The following is a 25,809-nucleotide window of genomic DNA, read 5'->3' on the forward strand; positions in this document are numbered from 1 at the left end:
AAGCGTTCGAGCCGCTCGACGAAGCGCGGTAACCGCTCGACAAAACGCCGGAACCGCTCGACAAAGCGTCGGAGCCGCTCGACGAATCGCCGGAACCGCTCGACAAAGCGTCAGAACCGCTCGACGAATCGCTGCAACCGCTCGATAAAGCCTTCCAACCGCTCGACGGTCTCACAAAGATATCGTTCAAGTTCATCGGTTTTGCTCTTCTAGTTGTCTTTCGAGTTCGTCAACGCGTTGTTGTAACTTTTCTGTAGGTTCTTGAAGTCGATGTGTAAAGCTTCTGATCATCGCAACAACGGTCAAAATAATCACAACGAAAGCAAGCCCGAACATGACATAAATAATCATTAGGAAACCTCCTAAAAATTAATCGTTAGACAGGAAAAACGTTAGTAAGAAAAATAGGATGAAACTGAGTAATAAAATGGAACCACCGATAATATAAACGAGTAGGTTAATTGTATCTGAAATCGGAAGTGGATTTAAAAATTCCAACCACATACCGACCGTAAGTCCGATGGAGCCGATAATGCCTGTAATAGCATGGGCGATGGCGAGTTTCGGTGCTCTTACTTCAACGACACGGTAAAAAATGCCCCAAGCAAAAACAGTTAGCCATCCAGCTACAAGAATGTGAGCGTGAATAGGTTTAAGTGCGTACGAACCTGCACCGGCCATGTGTGCACCTAATCCAGCGCCAATTGCTCCAAATAATGCTGCTAATCTAATCAGTGTATTACTCCAAAAACGTTGATTCATCTTGTTCACTCCAAAACATGTTGTTTTCTTTACTATAACAATGAATAATATGAATTCATAGAAGGGTGTAGCAATTTTTTGAAGTTACTATCTTACAGTGGGCTTCTTGCTTAAAGCAAAGTATAATAGGGAAGAGTTTTGAGAGCTTGTACATAAAATAATATCTTTCTCAAAAATAAAACTGCTCGTTCAAACGAATAAAGTGCAACATGAAACTGTATAAGAAAAACGATACTGAAGAAAAGAGGCGAGTATATGAAAGCAATTATACAAAGCGTTACAAATAAAGTGACGACTAAGAAAGGTATGTGGGTGACTCTTTCTGCTTGGCTACTTATTTCAATTTTACTTGCACTGTTGGCACCTAGTGCGAAAGATTACGAGGTTACAAGTATTGAATCTTTGCCGGAAGATGTTCAATCTGTCATTGCACAAAATAAAATTGATAAACATTTTGGTAAAGAAGAAGATATTCCTGCCTTGCTAGTTTTTAAGGCGGAAAATAACGAGGTTGAATGGCAGGAGCTGACGAATATTGTGGATGCAATCCGCCAATCTGAAGTAGAAGGATTGAAAAGTATCCCACCATTAAGTGAAATGCCTCCACAGGCAGCAGCTTCTTTTCTTTCGGAAGATAAATCGACGGCTTTGATTCCGATGGCATTCGATCAGTCGATGGAAAACGCAGATCTTGTCAAAGAAATAGAAACGATTCATGAAGTTGTTGCTAGTGAAACAGATATAAGTTTATATGTAACAGGTCCTGCCGGAATTTCAACGGATACATTGGACTTGTTTTCCCGTGCAGATCTCGTATTGATTTTATCTACAGTTGGGTTAATTTTAGTCCTTTTAATTATCATTTACCGTTCACCACTATTGGCACTGATCCCATTACTCGCCGCGGGTTTCGTATATTTTGTTACGCTACAAGTGTTAGGGATTTTCGGGGCGTTCGGTCTCGATTATTCCAATCAAACGATCTCAATTATGTCTATTTTATTGTTTGCCGCTACAGTCGATTACTCCTTGTTTGTTTTCTCCCGCTTTCGAGAAGAGTTGAAGATCCATGAAAACAAGCATGATGCCATGCAAGCAACGATGAGTGCATTAGGACTGCCATTATTCATATCAGGAGGGACAGTGCTTGCCGCTATGCTCGTCTTGTTTTTCGCTCGATTAGGAGACTACCAAAATTTCGCTCCGAGCTTTGCGACGACGATGCTTGTCATTATTATTTCTTCACTGACACTCATACCTGCATTGTTTGCGCTGTTCGGAAGAAAATCCTTTTGGCCAAAAATTCCCAATGTCGGTGATGATAACATAAAACCAAACTCTTTCTGGCATAAAGTTGGTGAAGGAGTAACGAAAAAGCCAGGAGTTAGTGTTGTGGCTACACTAATCGTAATAGGTATCGCTGCAAGCAATTTAATGAACTTAGAATATGATTTTAATTTGCTCAATTCGTTTCCGGATGACATGGAATCGAAGGAAGGCTATGAATTAATTGAGGAAAAATTCGCAAGTGGTGACTTGGCTCCGACGACCGTTCTCTTTGAAGGAAAAGAAGAGGCCGCAGAAGAGGATTTACAAAAATTACGTGACGAGTTATCTAATGTAGAAAATGTCCAATCTGTTGAGCTACTAGGAACGACGGAAGGCAATAGGGCAGCTCGGTTTACACTGACTTTCATGGGTAACCCTTATGAAAAAGAAGCCATGGATCAACTAGAAACGATGGTTGATGAAGAACAAACGTATGTAAAAGCGGCAGGTTTAAAAGGAGATTTATATTTTGCAGGTGAAACCGCAGCCCAAGTGGATGATCGAGCACTGAACCTACGTGATTTTTTCGTCATCGTTACGTTAGAAACATTGTTGATTTTAGGTATGTTGATGTTTTTGACGAAGTCATTTAAACGTGCGTTTTTAATGATGGCGACAAACTTGATTTCCTTTGTTGCAGCAATCGGAGCAGGAATCTTTTTAACGGAGTTATTCTTTGATATCGGAACGATCAGTAACCGGGTGCCACTCTATGCTTTCGTTTTCTTGGTGGCATTGGGAATAGACTACAGTATTATGCTCGTTTCACGGTATTTGGAGGAACAAGAGCAACTAGATACTAGAGAAGCAGTTCATACTGCAATTGCAAATACAGGTGGTGTCATATCCTCAGCAGGGCTATTATTGGCGGCAACATTTGCTGTTCTTATGACACAACCGGTCCAGCTATTGTTTGTTTTCGGCTTTATCGTTGCCGTCGGAATTTTAATTGATACGTTTATTATTCGAGGTGTTTTACTACCTGGATTGTTGGTCCTTTTTGATAAAAAGAAGTAGCATTAAAAAACGCTGCAACAGTGTCATTCTGATGCAGCGTTTTTAAGTGCGGACGAAACACTGGTTGGGCATATTGTAGTAGAATAGAGATAAAAGGTTTAATCACATATGAATCTGTGAAAACTGATAATAGTTTTTACTGATTGCAAGCAACAAAGAGGAACACCAGGGGAGGAACCGAGATGAGGCTACTGCGTTTTATTGGAATGATTGCTATTCTAATTTTTATATTTTTTGTTCTTCCGATCAATGAATGGATGGCCAAGCCGAGCGGTGAATTGACGGTTTCAACCATGTGGGAAGATACAAAAGACAGTGTTCGACAAATCGATTTAAAAGAAATTGGTGACCGGATGGAATCAACCGCGAAGCGTGCAAAGTTTTTGATTTCCAGCTTAATGGACGACGAATCATCCGTGCAATTTCAAGAAATGCCCAAGCATGAACCGACGAAACAAGGTCATAACAATAAACCTGAAATTGAATTGACGGAAGCGGATATACAAGAATTCGAATACCGAGTATTGGAGTTAGTGAATGAAGAACGAAAAGCAGAAGGATTAGAGCCACTTGAATTTTCAGTGGAAGTTAGCGAGGTAGCTCGTGCTAAATCTCATGACATGGCGGACGCTAATTATTTCGATCACCAGTCACCGAATTATGGGTCGCCTTTTGAAATGATGCAAACGTTTGGTGTGGATTACCGGGCGGCGGGTGAGAATATTGCCATGGGACAACGGACGCCTGAAGAAGTCATGAATGGTTGGATGAATAGTGAGGGTCATCGAAAAAATATTTTGCATGATCAATTCACACATCTTGGGATCGGCTATGTCGAGAAAAATGGCACAACGTACTGGACGCAAATGTTTGTCGGACGATAATTTTTATGAAAAAGGGGAAGATGTACTATAGAGTCACAAAGGAGGGATTCAATTGCATCTTATTAAACCACATGATTATATTATTTTAGGCATTTATACGGTGGTCCTTCTATGGGATTATGTGACGACTGGAGATTTTGGTGAATTCTTGATTTTTGTCTTGGCTGGTGTTGTTATTTATGCGCTGAATTACAAAAAATATAAAGGCGTATCCAATAAAGAAATCATGAATTGGCAATTGTTCAGTACAGGGTGGATTGTTGTACTTGTCGGTCTGTTGGCATTAATCTTTGGCTATGACCAGGCAGCAATATTTTTCGACCACGGTCTATTGATCTTCATCATTCTACTGACGCTATTTGAAGTCTTCTTATCATCTGGAAGGCAGAAAAGAAACGAAGATCCTGCACGCTAAAGCAGGATCTTTTTTATGTTTCACTAATAATCCAATCCGCAGCTTCTCCGAGATCCTTAAAAGACTTGTAGGCCAAATCAGATTCATCGGAGACCATTAAACTTTTAAGCCCTGCAGCATTTCCGGCTTCTAAATCAACTTCACGGTCGCCAATCATGTAACTTGAATTGGGATCAACGTCATAAGCTTCAACCAAATCTTTGATCATTCCAGGTTTCGGCTTTCTACATGCACAGTTCGATTTTGGATGGTGAATACAAGCTTTGACTTCAGTAATTTTCCCGCCAGCTTTCTCTAGTTCATAAACCATTTTGTCATGGATATCAATCAGCTCTTGGTCTGTCATATACCCTAATCCGACGCCACCTTGGTTGGTTACGACAAATAACTGATAGCCTGCCTCATGTAGCTTTTTGACGGCTTGCTTAACGGTTGGAAGAAAATAAAGATCTTTAGGCTTGTTTACATACTTCACACGGTCCGTAAGTACTTCATTAATGACACCATCTCGGTCCAAAAATACAGCTTTGTTCATGAAATCACCCTCCTACCAATATGCTCTAAGCTTATGATATCCTAAAACACAACAAAGATAAAAATAGGAGATAAAAATGAAAATAAGACAAATGGCTGTCGCTTTATTATATAAAAATGGAAAAGCTTTATTTGTGCAACGAAATCAACACAGGATGTTTTTACCAGGTTACCTTGTACCTGTCGGAGGCCATATTGAACCCTATGAGTTAAATGAACCCAAACATGCCTGTGTCAGAGAAATTTATGAAGAAACGAGTATTCGCGAAGAGGAGATTGACGGACTACGATTAAAATATATTATTTATCGAATGAAAGACGAAGAGGTTCGAGTTCAGTACATGTTTGTAGGTGACGTATTGACGGACCGGAAACTCGTTAATAGTGACGATGAGGAGTTGGTCTGGTTATCGTTGAATGAGCTGCAAAATAAAAAAGTCACCTTTGCGTGTTATTCAGCCGTTCGCCATTTTGAAGAGCTTGGTATTCAGGATCATGAAATTTATGTCGGAACGATGAATAGGGTGGACGGTGAACTCCATATGAGTTGGGCCATGTTACAGGACGGTTGAGGTACCATTCGGTTGGAGAGACATCGAATTATTCAGTAAAAATCCCTCGACTTATGGCAAGTCGAGGGATTTTCAATACTTATTAAAAGCCTAATACATTTTCCACATTTTCATCTTCATCAACGATTAATAGGATTTTACCTTTATCCATTTCTTTTTCATAATTTGTTGCTTCTGCTTCAGAAAAACCAACTTCTTCTAACTTGCTGCGAAGCTCGTCACCTTTTTTGTTGAACATATTGCCGACAGCATCAGAGAAGTCCTGTTTGATTGTACTTGCATCAGCATTATCTGCTACGCGATTTGTTCTGTCATCATCGTGGGACAATACATATACATTGTCTTTATTTACACCGTTATCTCTAAGCTTTTGAACATCTTTTGCTAATTCTTCATCATTATTGTACTCTTTTACAAATGGCATGTTGATCACTCCTTGTTTGATTTGTCTACTAAGTGTTTACCACGTGAAAATGGATATAAACATTCGAATATTTTATTCCTTCCAATCACTAGGCATCAAGCTATCGAGCATGGTGTGATCATGTTTTTGTAAAGGTTCCTTGGCTGGTCCTTCCAACACTTCACCAGTATATGAAAACCGTGAACCGTGGCATGGGCAATCCCATGACTTCTCACCACTGTTCCAATTGACCTCGCAACCAGCATGGGTACAAGTCGTATCGACAATATGAAGTTCACCAGAAGAATCACGATAGGCACCTTTACGGCCACCATCCATTCGGAAAGTAGTTGCTTCGTCATTATTTAGTTCATCAATATTATTGTTTTTTCGGTCCATTTTTCCTTTGACTAATTCTTTAGCGACATTCACGTTTTCTTTTACAAATTGTTGGATACTCGGGTTAGCCTCAAAACGGGAAGGCTTGAATAAATCTGCATAAGGCGTAATTTCTCCAAGCACGAGGTCACTTAAAAGCTTTGCTGCAACCGTACCATTGGTCATACCCCACTTACGATAACCAGTTGCTATTAAAATATTCGGGTTATCTTTCGTCATCGGTCCGATATAGGGCACCTTATCCATGCTTGTTAAGTCTTGAGCCGACCATCTATTCAAAATTTCATAGTCATCAAAAAGCTCATCCGCAAATCGCCGTAATGCTTTAAAATGTTCCATCATGTCTTGTCCTTGGCCGGTCTTATGATTTTCTCCACCGATAATGTATAGTTCACCATCGTCTGTCGGTTGGTAACGGATGGAACGTTTCGGTGTGTCTGTTTTTAAATACATCCCACCCGGATAAGGTTTATTTGCTTTTATACTTAATGCATAAGAACGTTCTGGGTAAATACGTGTAGACCATAACGCTTTTCCTTCATAAAACGGAAAATGCGAACAAATGAGTACATAGTTGGCTTTAATTTCTTTTCCATTCTCTGTTTTAATCGTCACTCGCTTGTCATCTTTTTGGATATCGACTGCACTCGTATTCTCAAACAATTTCACACCGCGCTGGTCGACTAAATTGATGATATGTTTTAAGTATTTGACTGGGTGAAATTGATATTGGTTTTTCATGGATAAGGCATTTTCAATCGTCAAATCCATCGGAATTTTAGTTGTTAAATCACCTTTAATATTCAATTGATCATAAGCTTTATATTCCGTTTCCAACTTATTTGCGTACTCACCAGTCGTAGCATATAAAAAAGCATCTTGCTGTTCAAAATCACAGTCAATTTGATTTTCCTCAATAAGTTCCTTCATATATCGAATGGCGTTTTTGTTTGCTTCGTAATATTTTCGAGCAGGTTCAACACCGTGCTTGTTAATGAGCTCATCATAAATTAATCCGTGTTGAGCAGTTACTTTCGCTGTCGTATGACCAGTCGTTCCACTGACGAAGCGACTGGCTTCGATTAGAGCGACATTCAACTTTTCTTTAGATAATATCTCTACGGCAGTCAATCCGGTGATCCCACCACCGACAATAATCACATCCACGTCTAGATTATGCTCTAATGTCGGATAAGAAGATAGTTCAGTTGATTCGCGCCAAAAAGGGATGGCATCGGCAGGTAAGTCTGGCAAGCTAGACATCGAATTCCTCCTCATTCTTTTATGATTAACGTTTCCTAACAAATTCGATCTATACAATCCATACCACATTACATGAAAAATAAATTATCTTTGGAAAAAATTATAATTTTTACGGAAAGAATTTGGAAATATCACTACACTTTAGTATAATGAAAAATAAGTCAAAAAAATTGTCGATTATGAAAATTATGGAATAAATAGACAAGGGTACAAGTTGCTATCTAGTTCTTTTTACCTAAATATAAATTAGGTCTAAAAGTTAAAAAGGAGATAGGTGGATATGGACCAGACAAAGTTATTGCAAGATCTTTTCTTTGATGGAATCCAAGACGCTATGATTATCATTCGTGTAGGGGATCAAGAAGATTACTACTATGAAATGATTAATCATAAAGCATATGAATTAACAGGACTTTCTGAAGAAAACCTCGGAGAACAGCTTACGGAAAAAGTACCTGGAATTTCTCGTGTTTTTGTGTTGGATAAATTTGACGAGATTGTCCATACAAAACAATCCTATTCATTTACAATGGGCTTTCCACAACCTAATAAGGACACGATAGCTCTTCATGTGACTTTGCGACCGATAGAATTACAAGATAGTAATTTTATCCTTGTTCATGCACGCCAAATGGATTACAAAGGACCTGCTGAAAGTCAGTATTGGTTGGATGATCAAAATCTAGAATTGAGTAGGCAGCGTTATCGATCGCTTTTCGAGAATAATGCAGATGCTATTTTTTCATTGGATTTAGATGGTAACTTTTTAGAGGTTAATAAAGCATTTGAAGTTCTTTCAGGGTATCGGAAGTGCGAATTAATTGGCAACTCCGCTTTTAGCTATATCGAACGAAAACTGCAGCAAATACTTAAAAAGCATTTTATCAAAACGATACGTGGGGATGCACAAGTTTTCGAACTGACCGTTCCAGTAAAGAGTACAGTGAAAAAAGAACTTCACGTGACGATGACGCCATTAGTTATTGAAGAGGGAATTGTCGGGATTTATGTCATTATGAAAGATGTCAGTGAGCAACGAAAAGCTGAACGTGAATTGAGAGAAAGTGAAGAACGCTTTCGGATGATTGCTGAGAGTTCACATGACTTGATCACTTTGTTGGACCATGATGGTAATATTTTATATGCATCGCCTTCGTATGAATTTATTCTAGGCATACACCCAGATGAATATGTTGGTCAGTCACTTTTGTACAATATTCATGAAGAAGACAAAAACAAAATCATCAGTGAATTCATTCGATCGATCAATGAAAACGTACCAATCACCTTGGAATTTAAGCAACGACATACGGAAAAAGGATGGCTATGGTTTGAATTGCAAGGCAAACCGATTTTTGATGTAAGTGGCGGATTTCTCCACATGGTTGTTGTGACGAGAGAAATTTCCGAACGAAAGAAATATGAAGAGAAATTGCGTACGCTCGCTTATCAAGACCCATTGACCAACTTACCAAATCGAAGGTATTTCCAAGATCGATTGTCAGAACGATTAGCAGAAGCTCGTCGACAAGATCATTCTAATTTTGCTGTCATTATGGTCGATATGGATAATTTAAAAGAATTGAACGATCAATACGGCCACGACTTTGGAGATGAAGCATTACGCGTATTCAGTCGGCGAATTTTAAATAGCTTACGGAGTGATGACCAAGTAGCTCGTCTTGGTGGTGATGAATTCATCATTCTGTTAAGCCATGTGAAATCCAAGAAAGACTGTGTCGATGTCGTCAAAAGACTGCACAATAATATTCGCAAGCCGATTAAAATTAAAGACGTTACATTAACGTTGACAGCAAGCATGGGACTAACGATGCCGAAGAACCTTACATTTACGGAAGAAGAAATGATTAAACAGGCTGATAAGGCACTTTATCAAGCGAAGCAATCCGGTAAAAACACATATGAAGTTTTACTTACCGCAGATGAGGAAATATAGATATATAGATGGTATTCGTATTTCATCTGAGGAGGTAAAATAATATGGTTGTCACATTAGTTATTCTTATTGCGTTAGTTTCAATTGCTGCGTTAATTGCTACGTGGATGATCGGAAAGAAATATGAGGAACAAGAGCAAGAACGGCTGCGTGAAAATAATGCAACGTTTAGAGATGAACTGGAACGTTCTTGGGAATATGAAAAAACGGCGTTGAATCGAAATATTCCTAATCTGACATTTATTTATATTGCTTTCTTCGCGATTGTCATTTTGGCAGGCATCATTTTATATTTAACTTAACGAAATAGTAATCAAAATGTAACGTTCAGACGTTAGTTTATCTGCTAAACTATATGTGTTCCTTCCTTAGTAAAGTAAGGAATGACTTAAACATCCAAGAAGTGCAGAAATTGATAGCGTCTACTAGATACAAAGAGCTGGTTAAAGGATAGTATCCTTTGCCAGCTCTTTAATTTTTGTTGGGAGAATTAAAAATATATATGAAAAAAATTAAGCCCGATCGATTTCTTTACTTCATCGATCGGGTTTCGATTTGAATTTACGTTTATTTTTGATCGTCTTCATCGACGTAGTGGCCGTGGTCTGGGATGCCGACTTCTTTAAAATTATCCGCTAAATAATTCAAGCTTTTGTGTAATTCTTCACCTTGCATTGGATGTCCATGTCCTGTGATGGCAAGTTTTGGTTGTAGGTCTCTTAATTTTAATACAGATGTTTCTGCATCCTCCCAGTTCGGTGTCAAATAACGTGGAGGCGAGCTAATTTGCTTCTCTTGTGTAAATACGTCATATAAATTTTCCTGTTTGACAGTGACGAATGCGTCTCCGGCAATTAACGTTCTGTCTTTTTCTCTGAATAGAGCAATATGACCAGGTGTGTGCCCGGGTGTGTGAATCCAACGCCAATCTTTCATGTGTGGAATACTGCCGTCTTCTGGCAACGGTTGAACTTTATCCCCAAGATTAATTGGCTCTACAGGGAATAGAGGCGATAGTTTGGCGACCATGCCACCTTCAACTGTAGGGTCCGGTTCTGGATATTTCAACTCACCTTGCAAATATGGAAGCTCGTATTCATGTGCATAAACAGGAATTTTCCAGTAGTCAACGAGTTCTATAATGGCTCCGACATGATCAAAGTGTCCATGTGTCAAAACAATTGCGACAGGGGGCTTTGAAAAGTTTTCATTAACCGTATCAATGATTTTATTAGCTGACTTAGGCATGCCAGCGTCTACTAATACCCACTCATCATCTGACGGGTTATTTACGTAGTATAGATTCACAATTTGAATTGTTTGATACCAAAGGTCTTCGGCAATTTTTTCAAAATGTCCACTTTCTGTGGAAGTGGTTGGGATATATTTGTAATCATCGCCATAACTCATACTGTCTTTCATGCTGTTACCTCCTATAGGTGCTATTTCTATTCTATATATTTATCCGAAAATCGAAGTTATAAACAAAAAATTTCGTAACAATAAAACTTCTACATAAAAAATGCTCAGAAGTACATGTCAGCTTTTTTGCTAGAGCATGTAATCCTGAGCATTGCCAATTTATTTTGTTTTATTTTTTTTAGGAACTACACCGTTATCGTGGTGATCTTCATTTTTTTGGTTCAATATAACGCGCAAATCTTCTTTGAATTTACGTGTAACCAATATATACAAGTAATCCCCTTCTTGAATCTCTGTATCGCCGTATGGGGTGATTAAATTTCCATTACGAACAATCGCTGCAATGGAAGCTTTTTTTGGAAAATTAATATCTCGCAATTTATTACCGACGACGGCATGTGTTTCATTTGTTTGAAACTGAACCATCTCAGCATTCGCTTTGCCCAATGAAATCAATTCAATTGAATGTTCAGGCGTTACTTTCTTCGGTCCTAGTAAATCAAGCTTTTTGGCAAACAACGTTATCGTTGAGCCCTGTACGAGTGCAGAAATTAATACTGTAAAGAATACAATATTAAAAAACGTTTCTGAATGTTCTACACCTGCAACAATCGGAAAGGTGGCTAGAACGATTGGTACAGCACCACGTAGCCCGGCCCATGAGATGAAAATTTTCTCCTTAAACGTATAGCCCATCTTGAACGTGGAGATAAAGACAGCGATCGGGCGTGCGACCAAAATGAGAAATAAGGAAATCAAGACACCGGAGAAAACGATACTCCCTTCAAAAACTTGTTCGGGAAAAGCGAGCAAACCAAGAATCATAAACATAAAGATTTGTGCAATCCAGGCAAGTCCTTCGTTAAATTGAAAGATTGGATAGCGATAAGTCAGTTCGGAATTCCCGACGATTACACCAGCAACGTATACTGCCAAGAACCCACTTGCACCAATCAGAGAAGCTGCACTATAGATCATGAAAGCAAAAGCCAAAGCTAATATTGGATAAAGACCACTGGACTCCAGGCTAATTTTATTAATAATAAATGATGCGAAGCGCCCTAAGAAAATTCCTAGGATTAGACCAACACCCATTTGCCAAAAAAATGCGGGGATCATCACGATTAAACTTGAATCATAAACAATCATTTCTATGAAAATGAGTGTTAGAAAAACGGCCATCGGATCATTTGTGCCCGACTCGGCTTCTAGTGTCGAAGCGATTTTTGGTTTTACATTCCGTTCTTTGAATGTGGCAAAAACAGCTGCTGCATCTGTTGAACCGACAATGGAACCTAACAACAGAGCATGAAGCCAAGGAACGTCAAGTAAATAATGAGCAGCAAGACCAGTCAAAACAGAAGTGATAAAGACTCCGACCGTCGCAAGGGAAAGGGCCGGAACAATCGTCGGGCGCATCGTTTTCCATTTTGTCTGTAGTCCACCCTCGAAAAGAATCACAACAAGTGCTGCGACACCAATGATTTGAGCGATATCCGCATCATCAAAATAAATCCAACCAAAGCCATCACTTCCGATCGCCATACCGACGGCGATAAATAATACAAGGGAAGGGAGCCCCATTTGGCTGGAGAATTTTGCGGCAAGAACACCGCTAATTAAAAGAAAAGCGACTAATATAATTAATTGGTCATTTCCTACTGAATCTAAAAACATTAGAATCCTCCATTATTTTTCTGTTTTAATTTTATCATAATTAGTATTAATTTACTTATTAGATGACTGATATAATTTTTTTGAAAATAGTTAACAATTTGACATTTATTCGATATACTAAATACATCATTTTGCGTTTTTACATATTGTTATGAAATCGTTCCAATATTCAGACTGAAGACGGAACCAATACAGTGCTTCAGTCTGTTCGCTAGTTGCGAAGGGATTGCTAAACTACAGCTAAAGCTATACGGAAGGGTGGAAGTCGGTTGAAAGAATATTTAATTGAAGTGAAAGGTCTTAAGAAAGGTTACAAAAAAAGAAAAACAAAAGAATGGGTTCAAGCTGTTGATGATGTGAATTTTACGGTGAAACGCGGAGAAATTCTCGGTTTACTCGGTCCAAATGGTGCGGGTAAGACGACGACGATCAAAATGATCTGTGGACTCATCGTTCCTGATGAAGGTGAAGTCGTCATTAACGGAATTACGATGCAAAAGAACCGTCTACAAGGGTTGGAACATATTAGTGCTGTATTAGAGGGTAACCGGAATTTATATTGGCGCTTAACAGCGAAAGAAAACCTAGAATACTTTGCAGGAAACCGTGGGAAAAGTCGAAAAGAAAAGATGGGTGAAATTGAAAAGTTATTGAGTAAGTTCAAGTTAAAACAAAAGGAAAATGAACTCGTCAGTAATTTATCACGCGGTATGCAACAAAAGCTGGCATTAGCAGTCGCTTTACTGGCCGACAGTGATGTGATTTTGCTCGACGAACCGACGTTGGGTCTTGATATTGAAACAGGGTATGAAGTGCGTCAATTATTGAAGAAAATTTCAGAAGCAGGGAAGACGATCATCATTAGTACGCATGACATGCCGGTTGTACAAGATTTATGTGAGCGAACAGTAATTATTAACAACGGAAAGGTAATTGCAGATGAAAAAGTAGAGGAACTGATGAATTTGTTTGAAACAAGTGCTTACGTATTGACGTTAGGGAATGAGCTCACTGAACAGCAACAAAAGGAATTGGACGCCAAGTTTCCGATAAATGAACTGCTGGATGGGGGTAAATTAACGATAACTTTGGAACAAGATAATGATATTTATGACTTAATGGATTTATTGAAAAAAGAAAACACAATTATTGAAAAAATCGACCGAACGACCATCGACTTTGAAGAAGTATTCATGAATTTGATTCAGGAGGAGAAGAACCATGCCATTCATTCAATTAATTAAAGCAAATACACGGATGGAATTCATTGAAATGAAGCGTTATCTTCCGAATACACTCAGCATGATTGCAACTGTCTATATCATTTTTTTAGGAATGCTTTTGGGGATTAACGTCATCGGTGACCCGGCACAAGCAGAAGCTAATATCCAACATCTTATCGTGAACTATATTTTTTGGTATTTAACTTTGATGACATTATCTAATATTGGATTTACGATTACGATGGAAGCGACAAGAGGTACGTTAGAACAATTATATATGTCACCACTAGGGATGTGGAAGATCCTTTTATCACGATTGATCGGTTATATAGCGTTGCATGGAGTCATTGTCATTGGTCTATTATACTTAAGTATGGCTACCGCCAATCAGTGGCTCTATTTAAAGCCTGATATAACCCTGACCATTTTGCTGATAACGTTGGTCGGAATCGTTGGTGTCGGTTTTATGATTGCAGGTGCGAGCGTTATATTTAAACAGATTCAAGCGTTCATGCAAATACTCCAGTTTATTTTAGCTGCTCTTGCATTTGTTCCACTATCTGTCGCACCATTTTTAATACTAGCACCGTTCGTCAAAGGGGTGGATATGATCCGCCACGTTATGATTCAAGGGTACTCGTGGGAAGATTTTACAGCGATGGATTACACCGCATTGATTGTGAATTCAGTTGTTTATCTGCTGGTTGGAATTTTCTTTTATCTGCGGTGTGAAAAAATTGCGATGTCAAAAGGGTTGCTAGGAAACTACTAATTTAATTTCTATAACGAAGCGGCCGGGACGGAATTCTCTCGGTCGCTTTTTAAATGTGATTTGTAGCTTGGCCGACGAAAAGATTTCTCAACGCAAGTATGGTAGTTGAGGGAGCGCCTAAAGTCGTTGAGAGAGCGTCTAATCCCCTGGATCGGGAGTGAGAGTGAAATTTCAGTGGAATAACCGGCGCCTAATCCCCCGGATCGGAAGTGAGAGTGAAATTTCAGTGGAATAACCGGCGCCTAATCCCCCGGATCGGAAGCGAGAGTCAAGTTTCGGTGGAATAGCTGGCGTCTAATCCCCCGGATCGGAAGCGAGAGTGAAATTTCGGTGGAATAGCCGGCGTCTAATCCCCCGAATCGGGAGTGAGAGTGAAATTTCGGTGTAATAGCCGGCGTCTAATCCCCCGGATTGGGAGTGAGAGTGAAATTTCGGAAGAATAGCCAGCGTCTAATCCCCCGGATCGGGAGTGAGAGTGAAATTTCAGTGTAATAGCCGGCGTCTAACCTCCCGGATCGGAAGCGAGGGTCAAGTTTCGGTGTAATAGCCGGCGTCTAATCCCCCGGATCGGGAGTGAGAGTGAAATTTCGGTCGAATAGCGAACGCCTAATCACCCGAAACGCAATCGGGGGCTCATTTCAGTCGAATACACCAAGTGTTAGGTAAGTGGTCAGCCTAGCATGCATATAGTGAGGAAAACAGTTATGCACCATTGACCATATAATAATAAAGAGTATGATAGTCTTTAGGTGGTGATTCGATGGTTAGGTCTTATATTTTTGTGTTGATTGCTGTTACCATTTTTTCCAGCAACTTGGTAGTCGGTAAAGCAGTTAGCCATATGTCACCTGTAACTGTAGTGTTCTTTCGTTTATTCATTGCTTTCCTCGTTACTTTGCCTATTGGTTATAAACAGGTGAAATATCATATGGACATATGGAAGGAAAATTGGAAATACTTATTTGCGTTTGCTGTGACTGGCATTTCATTTTTTAACTTCTTTGTTTACTTATCCTTAAATTATACATCATCGACAAACGCTGGAATTGTTGAAGCAACGACACCAGTTTTTTCTATTTTTCTAGGTTATTTCATATTAAAGGAACGGTTGACGAGACGACAATTAATCGGAGCTGGAATTTCCTTTATTGGAGCAATCTGGGTCATTGCGAATGGTTCCTTGGAAGTTTTATTAGCGCTCGATTTCAATATTGGTGACATCTTCATGATTGTTGCTGTTCTAATTTGGGCGATTTATGGAATGTATGTCAAGCAACATAATCACAAGTTTCCTGTGTATGGCGGTGTAGTGATCATGCTGGGAATGGGCTTTTTGATTATCTTGCCGTTTGCTATTGCGAATTGGATCATCAATGGGTTTCATGTTGAAATCACGGATTATAAGGGCATAGCCGGATTGTTATACCTAGGGATTTTTCCGTCAGTAATTGGGCTTATTTTTTGGAATAAATCCGTCTCGAATTTAGGTCCTTCGTTAGCGAGCATTTTTTTGAACTTGTTACCTGTCTTTACAACAATCATGGCTGTCATATTCTTAAATGAAAAACTTGTTCCAGCTCAAATTTTCGGTGGAATCCTTGTGGTCGGTGGCGTCCTACTCGTTAATTTGAATTTGAAGAACATCAAGCGATTTTCAAAAAAAGATAAGAAAGCAATTGAAACGACGAATTAACCGGACCCCGTTACCTGATTGAAAAGGTAGCGGGATTTTTGTTACAAAACAAATACGACGAAAGTACACCACATGGACGATAAAAATAGCTTATTCAATCCACGCCAAAAAGCACACCACCCACAGGATGATATGCAAATGTGACGTATGTGATTGATAAGTTAATTATTTTGTCGCTTTTTGAAGTTTATGAATGATACTCAGTGATTTCCCGGTACCAACAGCAACGCATTCAATCGGGTTCTCGGCAATGTGCACAGGAACATCGATTTCGTTGGATAACCAGTCTTGCATGCCTTTCAAGAGTGCGCCGCCACCGGTCAGCATAATCCCGTGATCGACAATGTCACCACTTAATTCTGGTGGACAGTTTTCAAGGGTGTCGCGGATGGCCTCCAAAATGGCTTCCAATGACTCACGGAGTGCCTGCTGAATTTCATGTGAGTTGAGTTCAATCGTTTTTGGTAAACCTGTCACCAAGTCTCGCCCACGTACTTCCATAGTGAGCGGATCGTGGTCAACTAAAGCATAACCAATTTCCATTTTGACGTTTTCAGCTGTTCGTTCACCGATTAGGACATTGTATTTTTTGCGAACATGCTGAATGATCGCGCTGTCCATATGGTCCCCGCCTGTGCGGATTGATTTCGCTGAAACGACACCGCCGAAGGAAATAATCGCTACTTCGCTCGTTCCTCCACCAATATCAACAACCATATTGGAAACAGGCTCCTCAACAGGTAGTCCAGCACCAATAGCAGCAGCGACAGGTTCTTCAATAATGTGTACTTGTTTGGCGCCATATTCGCGAATAGCATTATCGATGGCACGACGTTCAACAGAAGTAGATCCTGTCGGTGCACAAACGATGACATTCGGCTTTCTCAATGAGACGCCAAGTTTTTTGCTTACTTTTTTCAGCATTGTACTGAGCATTTGTGACGTGATTTCGTAATCAGCGATGACCCCATCTTTCAATGGGCGGATCGATTGAATATTATGCGGGGTTTTCCCGATCATTTCTTTAGCTTCATTACCTACTGCCAATACTTTTCCAGTATGTGTGTCTATTGCAACAACAGAAGGTTCATTAAAAACAATTCCTTTATTCTTTGTATATATCAATAGGTTCGCAGTACCTAAATCAATTCCAATTGCAGTATTTGAAAACATTGTGTTGCCTCCATCTCTCTTGTGTGGTAATTTTTCTCGAAGTTAACGAAATTAAACTCTGATATGCTTCATTTTTATTGTTCGTTATGTGACGAATTGTGTCAACTGATATCCTTTTGTCTATTGAGGAAATGTTTTCTATATACCCATTTCCCATACCACGTTAGTTTAACATTTTTTTAAAAAGTTTTTGTTAAAAATAGATAACAAATGAATGACACACAGCAAGGCTGATGTAATAATTCTTAACAATCATAAAAAAAGAAACCCGCTCATTAAAAGAACAGGTTTCCGATAGTCAATTATTCAAATGTTGCTAATGTATTGGTCAAAATCAGACGATCATCATCGACAGGTGCTTCTTCAACATCAGTAATCCAAACAGTGTTCATTCCAAGCTGTAAGGCTGGTGCTATTTCATTCATAAAGTTATCACCGACAGAAACAAGCTTCTCAGCATCCACGTTGTATTTTTCGATGACATAATTAAAGTGTTTCTTTGTATTTACTGGCTTCAATGCAGATGGAATTACTTCAACGAAAAACTGTTCTAACTCTAAAAAGCTTAGCAGCCTTTTGGCATCTTCTAAATCACTGTTCGTACAAACAAGTAATGTCTTGCGTTTCGAAAGCTCCTCCAAGTATTCTTTTAAACCCGGTGTATGATTCAAGAATCCTTCAAGTTCAGCCATCTGGACTTTTGTTTGATCATACGATTCTTTAATTTCTTCTACAGTAACGCCAAAATGACGTGCAACGGCATAAGGTGGCCACCAACCATCACCAATTGGTACCCATTGGTCAAAATCAAAGTCACTCGCTTGCATATAAGAAGGTGCGTTTTCGACTTCCACAACCTCATTTTCCCAGTTTCTAGCTTCTGTCAACGTTTCTTGAAAAGGATCCCAAGACCAGATCAAATCTCTTTCGCCGTCATAAATTTTACCGATTTGAAGAGGAGACTCGCCATTTTCATATTGATTGTATTTCTCTTGAAAGGCTTCTTGTAAATCCTCACGTACACGAGATTTCAAATTTTCTGTATGTAATTTAAAATGTCCTTTTCCTTCATACAATGTTCCGTCTAAATCAAAAATAACCACATCTGCTTGTTCGATGATATTTCGATACATGCCAAAATCCCTCACTTTGTTTATTCTAAAAATTATTTTACCATAGGAATGATAGGCTTGGTAATAAAACCATATGTTAATCAAAAGTGCTTTTTTTCATGGATGTTTTTCTATACAATAAAAGGTGAATCGTTCGATAATTATTAAATCATACAACAAAGAGGGATGGATAAAGGTGCGCACATTAAAAACACTGGTCGTGAGCATTTTTCTAGTGCTTCGATCTGTTCCAAGATTGAAGAAAATACAGAAGATGGACAAAAAGAACTATAGTCGTGAAGAATATAATGAAATCGTGCATAAACGTCCGAAAAAAATCGGGAGAAAGATTTTTAAGTCTACAGGAAGCAGAATTGTCGTTAACGGGGAAGATAAACTTTGTGATTCGCAAGTATTGTTTGTATCGAATCATCAAGGAAACTTTGACATCTTTGCGCTTCTCGGTTTCTTGAAGAAGCCATTTGGCTTTATTTCAAAAATTGAAGTGAAAAAGATTCCAATTGCTCGCACGTGGATGGAGAAAATGGACTGCCTGTTTTTGGATCGGAAAGATCGCCGTCAGTCATTAAAAACATTTAAGCGAGGAATTGAGTTGCTGAAAGAAGGACATAGCCTATTAATTTTTCCTGAAGGTACACGGGCGAGAAGTGATGAACTGCTTGAATTTAAAAGTGGAAGTTTATCCTTGGCTAAAAAGGCGAATGTTCCCATCCAACCAGTGATGGTAAATGGCACGTATAACATTATGGAAGCTAACAACAATCGGATTCGTAAAGGAAAGGTTTACTTGACGGTTTGTGACCCGATTATGCCTGAGGAATATGAAAACTTGAGTCTCGACGAGCTAGCAGATGAAACGAAAAAACGAATCCAAGAGGCGATGGACCAGACGACAGCGTAGGTCGATCGGTTGATATAACTCACGGCGAATGGATATATGTTCAGATGCAAAATGTTCAACAAGCAATCGATGTTTCAAAGAGGACCAGAAGCAAAACCACCGGTCGAACAGGGCTGGAATTGACTTGACTAAAAGAGAGGTGCTCGTATGTGCGGTCGCTTTACGTTAACTGCTTCACCAGAAGAAATTATGGAGACTTTTGACTTAGATGAGTTGCTGGATTGGGATCCTAGCTATAATATTGCTCCGACACAAAATGTGCTGACGATTGTTAATGATGGTCAGAAAAATCGGGGCGGAATGATGCGCTGGGGATTGGTTCCCTCATGGGCAAAAGATTTATCCATTGGCAGTAAGATGATTAACGCGCGCTTGGAAACCGCGAATGAAAAGCCAAGCTTTAAACGGTTGATGGAGCGAAGACGCTGTTTGATTGTGGCAGATAGTTTTTATGAATGGATGAAAGAGGATGGAACGAAAAAGCCGCAACGGATTTTTCGGGATGATCAGCAGCTCTTTACATTTGCAGGATTATGGGATCGCTATCGAGAAGGTGATCAAGAATACATTACATGTACGATTTTAACGAAAGACTCGAATACCTTTATGCAGCCAATTCATCATCGTATGCCAGTCATATTGCCCAAATCCCATGAACAAGAATGGATTTCGTATGAACAAAAAGATGCGACCGAAATGCGTGATTGGTTGTTATCACTAGACGATGTCACATTCGATCGCTATGAAGTCGACTCTTACGTCAATTCTCCTAAAAATAATGATAAAAACTGCATCGCTCCCTTGGCGACATAAATCTGAAACACAAAAAGGCCAGTCTTGGTTCGAACCAAGACTGGCTGTTTCATGTATATTCGGTTAACTGGCTTTACTTCGTTCTTCTTTGGCAACGGATGAGAATCTTCTTGTTTCTGCGACGACAATTCCAGATAGACCGAGTAGGCCGATTAAGTTCGGGAAGGCCATGAGTCCGTTCATGACATCCGCAAAAACCCAAACCGTTTTTAGCTGAGCGACTGCACCGACAAAGATCAAGCCGATGAAGACGACTCGGTAAATGAATAATCCACGTTCATTCGTTAGGTAGTTAAAACACTTCTCTCCGTAATAAGACCAGCCCAGTAATGTAGAAAAAGCGAAGAATACCAAACCGATCGCAACAATGTAGCTACCGAAATCACCAAGGAAGTGTCCGAAAGCAGCAGATGTTAGATCCGCTCCATCATATCCACCTGCGAAAAATTCAGAGCCCGCCATAACAATTGTAATACCGGTAACGGAACAAACGATAATCGTATCAATCAGCACTTGTGTCATGGAAACTAACGCCTGTCGAGCAGGGTAGTCTGTTTTAGCAGCAGCAGCTGCAATCGGAGCAGAACCTAAACCAGCTTCGTTCGAGAAGACCCCACGAGCAACCCCGTAACGGATGACAGCACCAATCGCACCACCAGCAACTGCGTTACCAGTAAATGCATCTGTGAAAATTAATCCAAGCGCAGCAGGTACTAAATCGAAATTCACGAATAAAATGATGAGCCCACCCAAGAGGTAAAGCGCTGCCATTATCGGTACGAAAAATGCAGTAACTTTTCCGATACTTTTGATACCGCCGATAATGACTAATCCAGCTAATAATGCTAAGACGGCACCTGTGGCAATCCCTGGAATGTCGAAGTTACTTCCGAGAACGTCAGAAACCGAGTTCGACTGCACCATGTTTCCGATACCGAATGCAGCAATGGCTCCGAATAAAGCGAAGAGTACACCGAGCCATTTGGCGTTCAAGCCTCTTTCCAAGTAATACATCGGGCCACCAGACATCGTTCCATCTTTACTTTGGACACGGTATTTAACGGCCAGTAATGCTTCTGCATATTTGGTCGCCATACCGACTAATGCCGTGATCCACATCCAGAAAACAGCACCTGGTCCCCCAAGCACGACAGCTGTAGCAACCCCGGCAATGTTACCGGTACCAATTGTTGCCGCCATCGCAGTTGTCAATGCTTGATAGTGAGAGATGTCCCCATCTGACTTTTTGTCTTGCTTTCCTTTGGAAAAAGATAATTTAAGTGCATAACCCATGCTGTGGAATTGCAGAAAACCAAGACGAATCGTCAAGTACAGTCCTGTGCCAACGAGCAGCACAAGAAGGGGAATCCCCCAAACAATGTCACTTGCCTTACTGAGAATATCATTTAACTGTCCCATTCGTATTCCTCCTTTTTTTGATAATTTGTCATCAACTAAATTTTCAGAAAAATCAAGGCAAATGTCAAGTAATTTTTGAATAATTTGTGAACTTACTCAAAAAAACTTGTTTACTAGCACTATTCGAAGGAAATAGATATTATGAATGTAACGTTTTTATTTTATATTATAATTAAGCAGGTGATGGAATGGTGAAAGTATTATTTGTCTGTCTCGGAAATATTTGTCGCTCACCGATGGCAGAAGCAATTTTTCAAGAATTAGTGAGTGAAAAAGGGTTGGACGATCAAGTCGTCATCGACTCTGCCGGAACAGGCGATTTTCATGTTGGTGAACCGCCACATGAAGGAACAATAAAAAAATTAACGGATGCGGGCGTCAATTCCAATGGTCTCGTTGCTCGGCAAATTAGCGAGGAAGATTTTCTTCATTTTGATTATATTATTCCAATGGACGACGATAACTTGGAAAACATAAGAAAACAAATCGATGATGATACAAATATCGTCGTAAAAAAATTATTGGATTTCGTGCCGGATTCTAAAGTGAAAAACGTACCAGATCCGTATTTTACGGGAGATTTTGACGAAACATATGAATTAGTTTTTGAAGCTTGTCAACATTTATTGAACGATGTAAAAGTAAAACTTGAACCATTACAGGAGGAATACTAATGGAAAAATGGAAAAAAGGTATGTTAGTTGGAGCTGCACTTGGACTGTTGGTTTCGTTAATTGATCGCCAAGAGAGAGAAAAAGTCAAAGACTATTCAAGAAACATGAAAAATGAAGTGCGCCAAGTGTATTCACAACCATCACAAGCCATCACGCAATTACGAACAAAGTTACATGATGTCACAAGAGGCACTGATCGTGTCATCCAACAACTGGATCAGTTAGAGTCATTCTTTAATAAGTATGATAACCGTAAATAAACATGCATATAGTGAACGATAAGTACGAGTATTATTCTCAAAAACTTATCGTTACTTTTTTTAGTTAGTAAAAATGATAGATATTGCAGGTGACAAAATGATTTTTGAAAAGCAATTTTGGAAGGAACTGTTTTCGGAATTCAGTAATGATGACGTAACTGGCCTTGCCGCTCAATTATCTTATTTTTTCTTGCTATCGTTATTTCCATTACTGATTTTTTTGCTATCACTCGTTTCATTTTTACCGGTTACTCAAGAGGACATTTTTAATATGCTCCAAGAGTATTTACCACCGAATACGCAAGATTTAATTCAAAATAACGTTCAGCAAGTGATTGATGGCGGAGGTGGCGGTTTATTATCTTTCAGTATTATCGGTACAATTTGGTCTGCTTCCGTCGGTGTCAATGCGTTATTGCGGTCGTTTAATCGTGCCTATGAAATCGAAGAAACACGTTCGTTTATTGTTGCAAGAACACTTTCTATCGGCCTCACGCTATTGGTCTTATTTTTGATTGCCGTTGCACTGATGATTCCTGTGTTTGGCCGGGTACTTGGTGAAAATGTATTCGGGATGATTGGGCTCTCGGAACAATTCGTCGAAGTCTGGTTTATCATTCGTTGGATATTGACGGCGCTTATTTTGATTGTCGTGTTAACCATTCTATTTTTTATCGGTCCAAACAAAAAGCTGAAACTTGTGCACACCTTGCCTGGCGCTACTGTCGCGACAATAGGTTGGATGCTCACTTCATGGGGATTCTCTTACTACGTTTCCAATTTCGGTAACTATTCAGCGACATACGGCAGCCTCGGAGGGATCATCGTGTTGATGGTATGGTTATTTTTATCAGGCATGATGATTATTATCGGTGGTGAGGTCAACGCAATTCTTGATCGAAATAATCGCCGCCTGCTTTCAAGAAAAAAACAGATAGTGGAATAGCCAGTAAGCAAATGGCTTTAATCGAAATAAACCCGAACAAAGGATGGACAGTCCTTCGTTCGGGTTTGTTTTTTGCGTTCCAGAATAGAAGCGTTCAAATCGGAGGTAGCGCCCAAAAAAAGAGCTCTACCCCCGAATAGAAGCGCTCAAATCGGATGTAGCGTCCAAAAGATAAGCTCTACCCCCGAATAGAAGCGCTCTAATCAGGGGTAGCGATCAAAAAAAGAGCTCTACCCCTGAATAGAAGCGCTCTAATCGGCGGTAGCGATCAAAAAAAGAGCTCTATCCCCGAATAGAAGCGTTCAAATCGGGGGTAGCGACCAAAAAGTGAGCTCTATCCCTGAATAGGAGCGCTCAAATCGGCGGTAGCGCCCCAAAAGATAAGCTCTACCCCCGAATAGAAGCGCTCTAATCAGGGGTAGCATCCAAAAGATAAGCTCTACCGCTGAATAGAAGTGCTCTAATCAGCTCAGAAGAATAAGATCTCACCAAAAAAGCGCTAAGCGTTAATCGGTTTTTTCATTTTTTTCGGACCAAAGAAGTACATCATGACACTGACGACTGCCATAAACAATGCAAGCATCAGGAAGAAGGATTGATTCGCAAAATAATCGAGATAAAAACCGCCGACAATTGGTCCAGTGATGCTTCCGATACTAAACGCTGCACCGCATAAAATATTCCCAGCAGGCAGGAGCATTTTTGGTAAAAGATCCGTCATATAAGCAATCCCTAGGGAAAAAAGTGAACCTAATAAAAGTCCCGCCATAATGAATGTAGCAAACAATCCGATGAGATATTGGTCGAACCATGTACCCGCCAAGAAAATTGCGGTACCACCAAATAAAACAATCGTTAACATCTTCTTTCTGCCAATACGATCGCTTAGTGTGCCGAGCGGTATCTGGGAAATGATTCCTGCACCAGCGAAGCAAGGTACGATAATCGAAATCAATGCTACGTCAATGCCAATACGCATGGCGTAAATCGGAAAGATACTGTGCAAAACAGTTTCTAAAAATCCATAAGCGAACGGTCCGAGCATGGCAATCCAAGCAATTTTCGTCGCGTTGGTAAAACGCTTTAATGTATTATTAGAGGAAATATCAAACTCTGTCTCGTCGACTGGATAATCATTTCGAATCCAGAACATAAATAGCCAAACAAACAGGCATAATACAGAGCTTATTATAAACGGAAGATTTTGATGGATTTCTACTAACTGGGTAAATAATGGACCAATCGTGAAACCCAAACCAAACATCAGTCCGTAAATGGCAATATAAGTTCCGCGTTTATGATCAGGTGTTGTTGTCGTAATCCATGTTTGTGTACCGAAATGGAGGATGTTGTCCCCGATGCCGATGAGCAATCGTAAAGCGAACCAAAACCACATGGATTCCCAAAGCGTAAATGAAAATAATGCGATAAATACAACGGCTCCACCGAGTAAAATGACCGGTTTATAGCCAAATTTACGTAGTGGTGGTTCTAAAAATGGCGAAACGATTAAAATACCTATGTATAATGCTGTAGCATGTAATCCGTTTAAAGCGGAAGAAATGCCATTTTGCTCAAAAATGATTGAGATCAGTGGTAGAAGTAAGCCTTGAGAAAAACCCGAAATGCCGACGAGCCCAACGAGCACGGCAAATCTTCTTGCGGAATAGGACATATGCAATCCTCCAATGTTTGTAAGCAAATTGAATGACGAACTACTTCTCTATGTTAAAATAGATACAATTGAAAATCACGAAAAAAGAAGGATAGGTGAGTTTCGAATGAAATTTACAGTGACTGACGAAAAGATAACAAGTGAGCTACCAGCAGGCGAACTGACGATTTCCGGAGATGAAAATGAAGGGTTCCGTCCATTCCAGTTAATGGTTTCATCTTTGGCAGGCTGCAGCAGCTTAGTATATAAACGTATTTTGGCGAAGCAAAAGATCGAATGGGATGAAATGACTGTTGAAGCGGACGTCATTCGAAGTGAAGACGAAGTCAACCGCATCGAAAGAGTGACGCTGTTATTTAAGGTGAAAGGCAAAGACTTGAAACAAGAAAAATTACAAAAAAGTTTAGAGATTGCTTCGAAAAACTGTTCAATGGTTCAATCCGTTGTACCAACAATTGAAGTAGAAGAAAAAGTAGAGGTCGTAGATGCATAA

The 25,809-nt window shown here is 39.7% G+C and carries 27 protein-coding genes; 15 read left to right on the plus strand and 12 right to left on the minus strand.

The features are described from left to right. From FPQ10_RS13190 to FPQ10_RS06495, 3 genes are all read right to left on the minus strand, one after another. Positions 1-196: hypothetical protein (locus FPQ10_RS13190; protein WP_222103057.1), on the minus strand; the 196-nt coding region annotated here is incomplete at its 3' end. Then, positions 193-351 (minus strand): hypothetical protein, encoded by a 159-nt coding sequence (locus FPQ10_RS13030; protein ID WP_186278585.1) that lies wholly within the window; start codon positions 349-351, stop codon positions 193-195. The genes FPQ10_RS13030 and FPQ10_RS13190, both read right to left, overlap by 4 nt. Positions 352-369: 18 nt before the next feature. Continuing rightward, entirely contained in the window at positions 370-762 is a 393-nt protein-coding gene (locus FPQ10_RS06495) for a hypothetical protein (RefSeq protein WP_144088219.1), read from the minus strand. Positions 763-1,017: 255 nt separating this feature from the next. On the opposite strand from FPQ10_RS06495, the gene FPQ10_RS06500 reads away from it, so the two are divergent. The 3 genes from FPQ10_RS06500 (at position 1,018) to FPQ10_RS06510 (ending at position 4,407) form a co-directional block, all read left to right on the plus strand. After that, positions 1,018-3,108, plus strand: coding sequence for an MMPL family transporter (locus FPQ10_RS06500; protein ID WP_144088218.1), 2,091 nt, complete (start codon positions 1,018-1,020; stop codon positions 3,106-3,108). A gap of 182 nt (positions 3,109-3,290) precedes the next feature. Next, complete coding sequence (locus tag FPQ10_RS06505) at positions 3,291-3,992, plus strand: CAP domain-containing protein (protein ID WP_255439758.1); 702 nt, start codon at positions 3,291-3,293, stop codon at positions 3,990-3,992. Between the two features lie 52 nt (positions 3,993-4,044). Further along, on the plus strand, positions 4,045-4,407 hold the full coding sequence (locus FPQ10_RS06510) for a hypothetical protein (RefSeq protein ID WP_144162085.1): 363 nt from the start codon (positions 4,045-4,047) through the stop codon (positions 4,405-4,407). A gap of 13 nt (positions 4,408-4,420) precedes the next feature. Here the strand turns inward: FPQ10_RS06510 and FPQ10_RS06515 are convergent, their stop codons facing one another. Beyond that, entirely contained in the window at positions 4,421-4,942 is a 522-nt protein-coding gene (locus FPQ10_RS06515; protein WP_144162088.1) for a D-glycero-alpha-D-manno-heptose-1,7-bisphosphate 7-phosphatase, read from the minus strand. A 76-nt stretch (positions 4,943-5,018) separates the two neighbouring features. Between FPQ10_RS06515 and FPQ10_RS06520 the strand changes: the two genes are divergently transcribed. Beyond that, positions 5,019-5,513 (plus strand): NUDIX hydrolase, encoded by a 495-nt coding sequence (locus tag FPQ10_RS06520; protein WP_144162091.1) that lies wholly within the window; start codon positions 5,019-5,021, stop codon positions 5,511-5,513. An 82-nt stretch (positions 5,514-5,595) separates the two neighbouring features. On the opposite strand, the gene FPQ10_RS06525 is transcribed toward FPQ10_RS06520, so the two are convergent. Next, positions 5,596-5,937 carry a YflT domain-containing protein gene (locus FPQ10_RS06525; protein ID WP_144088213.1) on the minus strand — a complete coding sequence of 114 codons (342 nt, stop codon included), beginning with the start codon at positions 5,935-5,937 and terminating at the stop codon, positions 5,596-5,598. Between the two features lie 72 nt (positions 5,938-6,009). Further along, positions 6,010-7,578 (minus strand): FAD-dependent oxidoreductase, encoded by a 1,569-nt coding sequence (locus FPQ10_RS06530; protein WP_255439759.1) that lies wholly within the window; start codon positions 7,576-7,578, stop codon positions 6,010-6,012. Between the two features lie 280 nt (positions 7,579-7,858). Between FPQ10_RS06530 and FPQ10_RS06535 the strand changes: the two genes are divergently transcribed. Continuing rightward, positions 7,859-9,535 (plus strand): sensor domain-containing diguanylate cyclase, encoded by a 1,677-nt coding sequence (locus FPQ10_RS06535; protein WP_144162094.1) that lies wholly within the window; start codon positions 7,859-7,861, stop codon positions 9,533-9,535. A 44-nt stretch (positions 9,536-9,579) separates the two neighbouring features. Beyond that, the gene (locus FPQ10_RS06540; RefSeq protein ID WP_144162097.1) at positions 9,580-9,837 is read left to right on the plus strand and encodes a hypothetical protein; all 258 of its coding nucleotides are present in this window, start codon (positions 9,580-9,582) and stop codon (positions 9,835-9,837) included. Positions 9,838-10,102: 265 nt separating this feature from the next. Here the strand turns inward: FPQ10_RS06540 and FPQ10_RS06545 are convergent, their stop codons facing one another. Together FPQ10_RS06545 and FPQ10_RS06550 are read right to left on the minus strand one after the other, a co-directional pair. Then, positions 10,103-10,957 carry an MBL fold metallo-hydrolase gene (locus FPQ10_RS06545; RefSeq protein ID WP_144162100.1) on the minus strand — a complete coding sequence of 285 codons (855 nt, stop codon included), beginning with the start codon at positions 10,955-10,957 and terminating at the stop codon, positions 10,103-10,105. Between the two features lie 159 nt (positions 10,958-11,116). After that, complete coding sequence (locus tag FPQ10_RS06550; protein WP_144162103.1) at positions 11,117-12,634, minus strand: potassium/proton antiporter; 1,518 nt, start codon at positions 12,632-12,634, stop codon at positions 11,117-11,119. Positions 12,635-12,903: 269 nt separating this feature from the next. On the opposite strand from FPQ10_RS06550, the gene FPQ10_RS06555 reads away from it, so the two are divergent. The 3 genes from FPQ10_RS06555 (at position 12,904) to FPQ10_RS06565 (ending at position 16,322) form a co-directional block, all read left to right on the plus strand. Then, entirely contained in the window at positions 12,904-13,878 is a 975-nt protein-coding gene (locus tag FPQ10_RS06555; RefSeq protein WP_144162106.1) for an ABC transporter ATP-binding protein, read from the plus strand. Beyond that, a complete protein-coding gene (locus tag FPQ10_RS06560; RefSeq protein WP_144162109.1) occupies positions 13,856-14,629 on the plus strand; it encodes an ABC transporter permease in 774 nt (257 codons plus the stop codon). Before FPQ10_RS06555 ends, FPQ10_RS06560 begins: the two co-directional genes overlap by 23 nt. 760 nt (positions 14,630-15,389) lie before the next feature. Next, the gene (locus tag FPQ10_RS06565; RefSeq protein ID WP_144162112.1) at positions 15,390-16,322 is read left to right on the plus strand and encodes a DMT family transporter; all 933 of its coding nucleotides are present in this window, start codon (positions 15,390-15,392) and stop codon (positions 16,320-16,322) included. A gap of 165 nt (positions 16,323-16,487) precedes the next feature. On the opposite strand, the gene mreBH is transcribed toward FPQ10_RS06565, so the two are convergent. Beyond that, positions 16,488-17,495, minus strand: a complete 1,008-nt coding sequence (gene mreBH / locus FPQ10_RS06570) for a rod-share determining protein MreBH (protein ID WP_144162115.1) — start codon at positions 17,493-17,495, stop codon at positions 16,488-16,490. A 302-nt stretch (positions 17,496-17,797) separates the two neighbouring features. Next, entirely contained in the window at positions 17,798-18,628 is an 831-nt protein-coding gene (locus FPQ10_RS06575) for an HAD family hydrolase (protein WP_144162118.1), read from the minus strand. A 175-nt stretch (positions 18,629-18,803) separates the two neighbouring features. Here FPQ10_RS06575 and FPQ10_RS06580 point away from each other — a divergent pair, with 175 nt between their 5' ends. Further along, positions 18,804-19,529 (plus strand): lysophospholipid acyltransferase family protein, encoded by a 726-nt coding sequence (locus FPQ10_RS06580; protein ID WP_255439760.1) that lies wholly within the window; start codon positions 18,804-18,806, stop codon positions 19,527-19,529. A gap of 147 nt (positions 19,530-19,676) precedes the next feature. Continuing rightward, positions 19,677-20,342, plus strand: a complete 666-nt coding sequence (locus FPQ10_RS06585; RefSeq protein ID WP_144162121.1) for an SOS response-associated peptidase — start codon at positions 19,677-19,679, stop codon at positions 20,340-20,342. A gap of 63 nt (positions 20,343-20,405) precedes the next feature. Here FPQ10_RS06585 and FPQ10_RS06590 read toward each other — a convergent pair whose 3' ends face one another. Continuing rightward, positions 20,406-21,761 (minus strand): alanine/glycine:cation symporter family protein, encoded by a 1,356-nt coding sequence (locus tag FPQ10_RS06590; RefSeq protein ID WP_144162124.1) that lies wholly within the window; start codon positions 21,759-21,761, stop codon positions 20,406-20,408. Between the two features lie 188 nt (positions 21,762-21,949). Here FPQ10_RS06590 and FPQ10_RS06595 point away from each other — a divergent pair, with 188 nt between their 5' ends. The 3 genes from FPQ10_RS06595 to FPQ10_RS06605 all read left to right on the plus strand — a co-directional run bounded on the left by FPQ10_RS06595 (position 21,950) and on the right by FPQ10_RS06605 (position 23,641). Next, entirely contained in the window at positions 21,950-22,435 is a 486-nt protein-coding gene (locus FPQ10_RS06595; RefSeq protein WP_144162127.1) for a low molecular weight protein-tyrosine-phosphatase, read from the plus strand. Beyond that, a complete protein-coding gene (locus FPQ10_RS06600) occupies positions 22,435-22,695 on the plus strand; it encodes a YtxH domain-containing protein (protein WP_144162130.1) in 261 nt (86 codons plus the stop codon). Before FPQ10_RS06595 ends, FPQ10_RS06600 begins: the two co-directional genes overlap by 1 nt. A gap of 97 nt (positions 22,696-22,792) precedes the next feature. Next, the gene (locus FPQ10_RS06605) at positions 22,793-23,641 is read left to right on the plus strand and encodes a YihY/virulence factor BrkB family protein (protein WP_144162133.1); all 849 of its coding nucleotides are present in this window, start codon (positions 22,793-22,795) and stop codon (positions 23,639-23,641) included. A 499-nt stretch (positions 23,642-24,140) separates the two neighbouring features. On the opposite strand, the gene FPQ10_RS06610 is transcribed toward FPQ10_RS06605, so the two are convergent. Further along, positions 24,141-25,316: an MFS transporter gene (locus tag FPQ10_RS06610; protein WP_144162136.1), complete on the minus strand. Its 1,176-nt coding sequence runs from the start codon at positions 25,314-25,316 to the stop codon at positions 24,141-24,143. Positions 25,317-25,422: 106 nt separating this feature from the next. On the opposite strand from FPQ10_RS06610, the gene FPQ10_RS06615 reads away from it, so the two are divergent. Further along, positions 25,423-25,809: an OsmC family protein gene (locus FPQ10_RS06615; RefSeq protein ID WP_144162139.1), complete on the plus strand. Its 387-nt coding sequence runs from the start codon at positions 25,423-25,425 to the stop codon at positions 25,807-25,809.

Origin of the sequence: Allobacillus sp. SKP2-8, from assembly GCF_007559355.1 — a bacterium.
GTDB lineage: Bacteria > Bacillota > Bacilli > Bacillales > Alkalibacillaceae > Allobacillus > Allobacillus halotolerans.

Excerpts from the sequence above, each read along its gene's own strand:
- FPQ10_RS13030 (WP_186278585.1), bottom strand. The coding sequence starts at position 351 with ATGATTATTTATGTCATGTTCGGGCTTGCTTTCGTTGTGATTATTTTG.
- FPQ10_RS06495 (WP_144088219.1), bottom strand. The coding sequence starts at position 762 with ATGAATCAACGTTTTTGGAGTAATACACTGATTAGATTAGCAGCATTA.
- FPQ10_RS06500 (WP_144088218.1), top strand. The coding sequence starts at position 1,018 with ATGAAAGCAATTATACAAAGCGTTACAAATAAAGTGACGACTAAGAAA.
- FPQ10_RS06505 (WP_255439758.1), top strand. The coding sequence starts at position 3,291 with ATGAGGCTACTGCGTTTTATTGGAATGATTGCTATTCTAATTTTTATA.
- FPQ10_RS06515 (WP_144162088.1), bottom strand. The coding sequence starts at position 4,942 with ATGAACAAAGCTGTATTTTTGGACCGAGATGGTGTCATTAATGAAGTA.
- FPQ10_RS06520 (WP_144162091.1), top strand. The coding sequence starts at position 5,019 with ATGAAAATAAGACAAATGGCTGTCGCTTTATTATATAAAAATGGAAAA.
- FPQ10_RS06525 (WP_144088213.1), bottom strand. The coding sequence starts at position 5,937 with ATGCCATTTGTAAAAGAGTACAATAATGATGAAGAATTAGCAAAAGAT.
- FPQ10_RS06530 (WP_255439759.1), bottom strand. The coding sequence starts at position 7,578 with ATGTCTAGCTTGCCAGACTTACCTGCCGATGCCATCCCTTTTTGGCGC.
- FPQ10_RS06535 (WP_144162094.1), top strand. The coding sequence starts at position 7,859 with ATGGACCAGACAAAGTTATTGCAAGATCTTTTCTTTGATGGAATCCAA.
- FPQ10_RS06540 (WP_144162097.1), top strand. The coding sequence starts at position 9,580 with ATGGTTGTCACATTAGTTATTCTTATTGCGTTAGTTTCAATTGCTGCG.
- FPQ10_RS06545 (WP_144162100.1), bottom strand. The coding sequence starts at position 10,957 with ATGAAAGACAGTATGAGTTATGGCGATGATTACAAATATATCCCAACC.
- FPQ10_RS06550 (WP_144162103.1), bottom strand. The coding sequence starts at position 12,634 with ATGTTTTTAGATTCAGTAGGAAATGACCAATTAATTATATTAGTCGCT.
- FPQ10_RS06560 (WP_144162109.1), top strand. The coding sequence starts at position 13,856 with ATGCCATTCATTCAATTAATTAAAGCAAATACACGGATGGAATTCATT.
- FPQ10_RS06565 (WP_144162112.1), top strand. The coding sequence starts at position 15,390 with ATGGTTAGGTCTTATATTTTTGTGTTGATTGCTGTTACCATTTTTTCC.
- mreBH (WP_144162115.1), bottom strand. The coding sequence starts at position 17,495 with ATGTTTTCAAATACTGCAATTGGAATTGATTTAGGTACTGCGAACCTA.
- FPQ10_RS06575 (WP_144162118.1), bottom strand. The coding sequence starts at position 18,628 with ATGTATCGAAATATCATCGAACAAGCAGATGTGGTTATTTTTGATTTA.
- FPQ10_RS06585 (WP_144162121.1), top strand. The coding sequence starts at position 19,677 with ATGTGCGGTCGCTTTACGTTAACTGCTTCACCAGAAGAAATTATGGAG.
- FPQ10_RS06590 (WP_144162124.1), bottom strand. The coding sequence starts at position 21,761 with ATGGGACAGTTAAATGATATTCTCAGTAAGGCAAGTGACATTGTTTGG.
- FPQ10_RS06595 (WP_144162127.1), top strand. The coding sequence starts at position 21,950 with ATGGTGAAAGTATTATTTGTCTGTCTCGGAAATATTTGTCGCTCACCG.
- FPQ10_RS06600 (WP_144162130.1), top strand. The coding sequence starts at position 22,435 with ATGGAAAAATGGAAAAAAGGTATGTTAGTTGGAGCTGCACTTGGACTG.
- FPQ10_RS06605 (WP_144162133.1), top strand. The coding sequence starts at position 22,793 with ATGATTTTTGAAAAGCAATTTTGGAAGGAACTGTTTTCGGAATTCAGT.
- FPQ10_RS06610 (WP_144162136.1), bottom strand. The coding sequence starts at position 25,316 with ATGTCCTATTCCGCAAGAAGATTTGCCGTGCTCGTTGGGCTCGTCGGC.
- FPQ10_RS06615 (WP_144162139.1), top strand. The coding sequence starts at position 25,423 with ATGAAATTTACAGTGACTGACGAAAAGATAACAAGTGAGCTACCAGCA.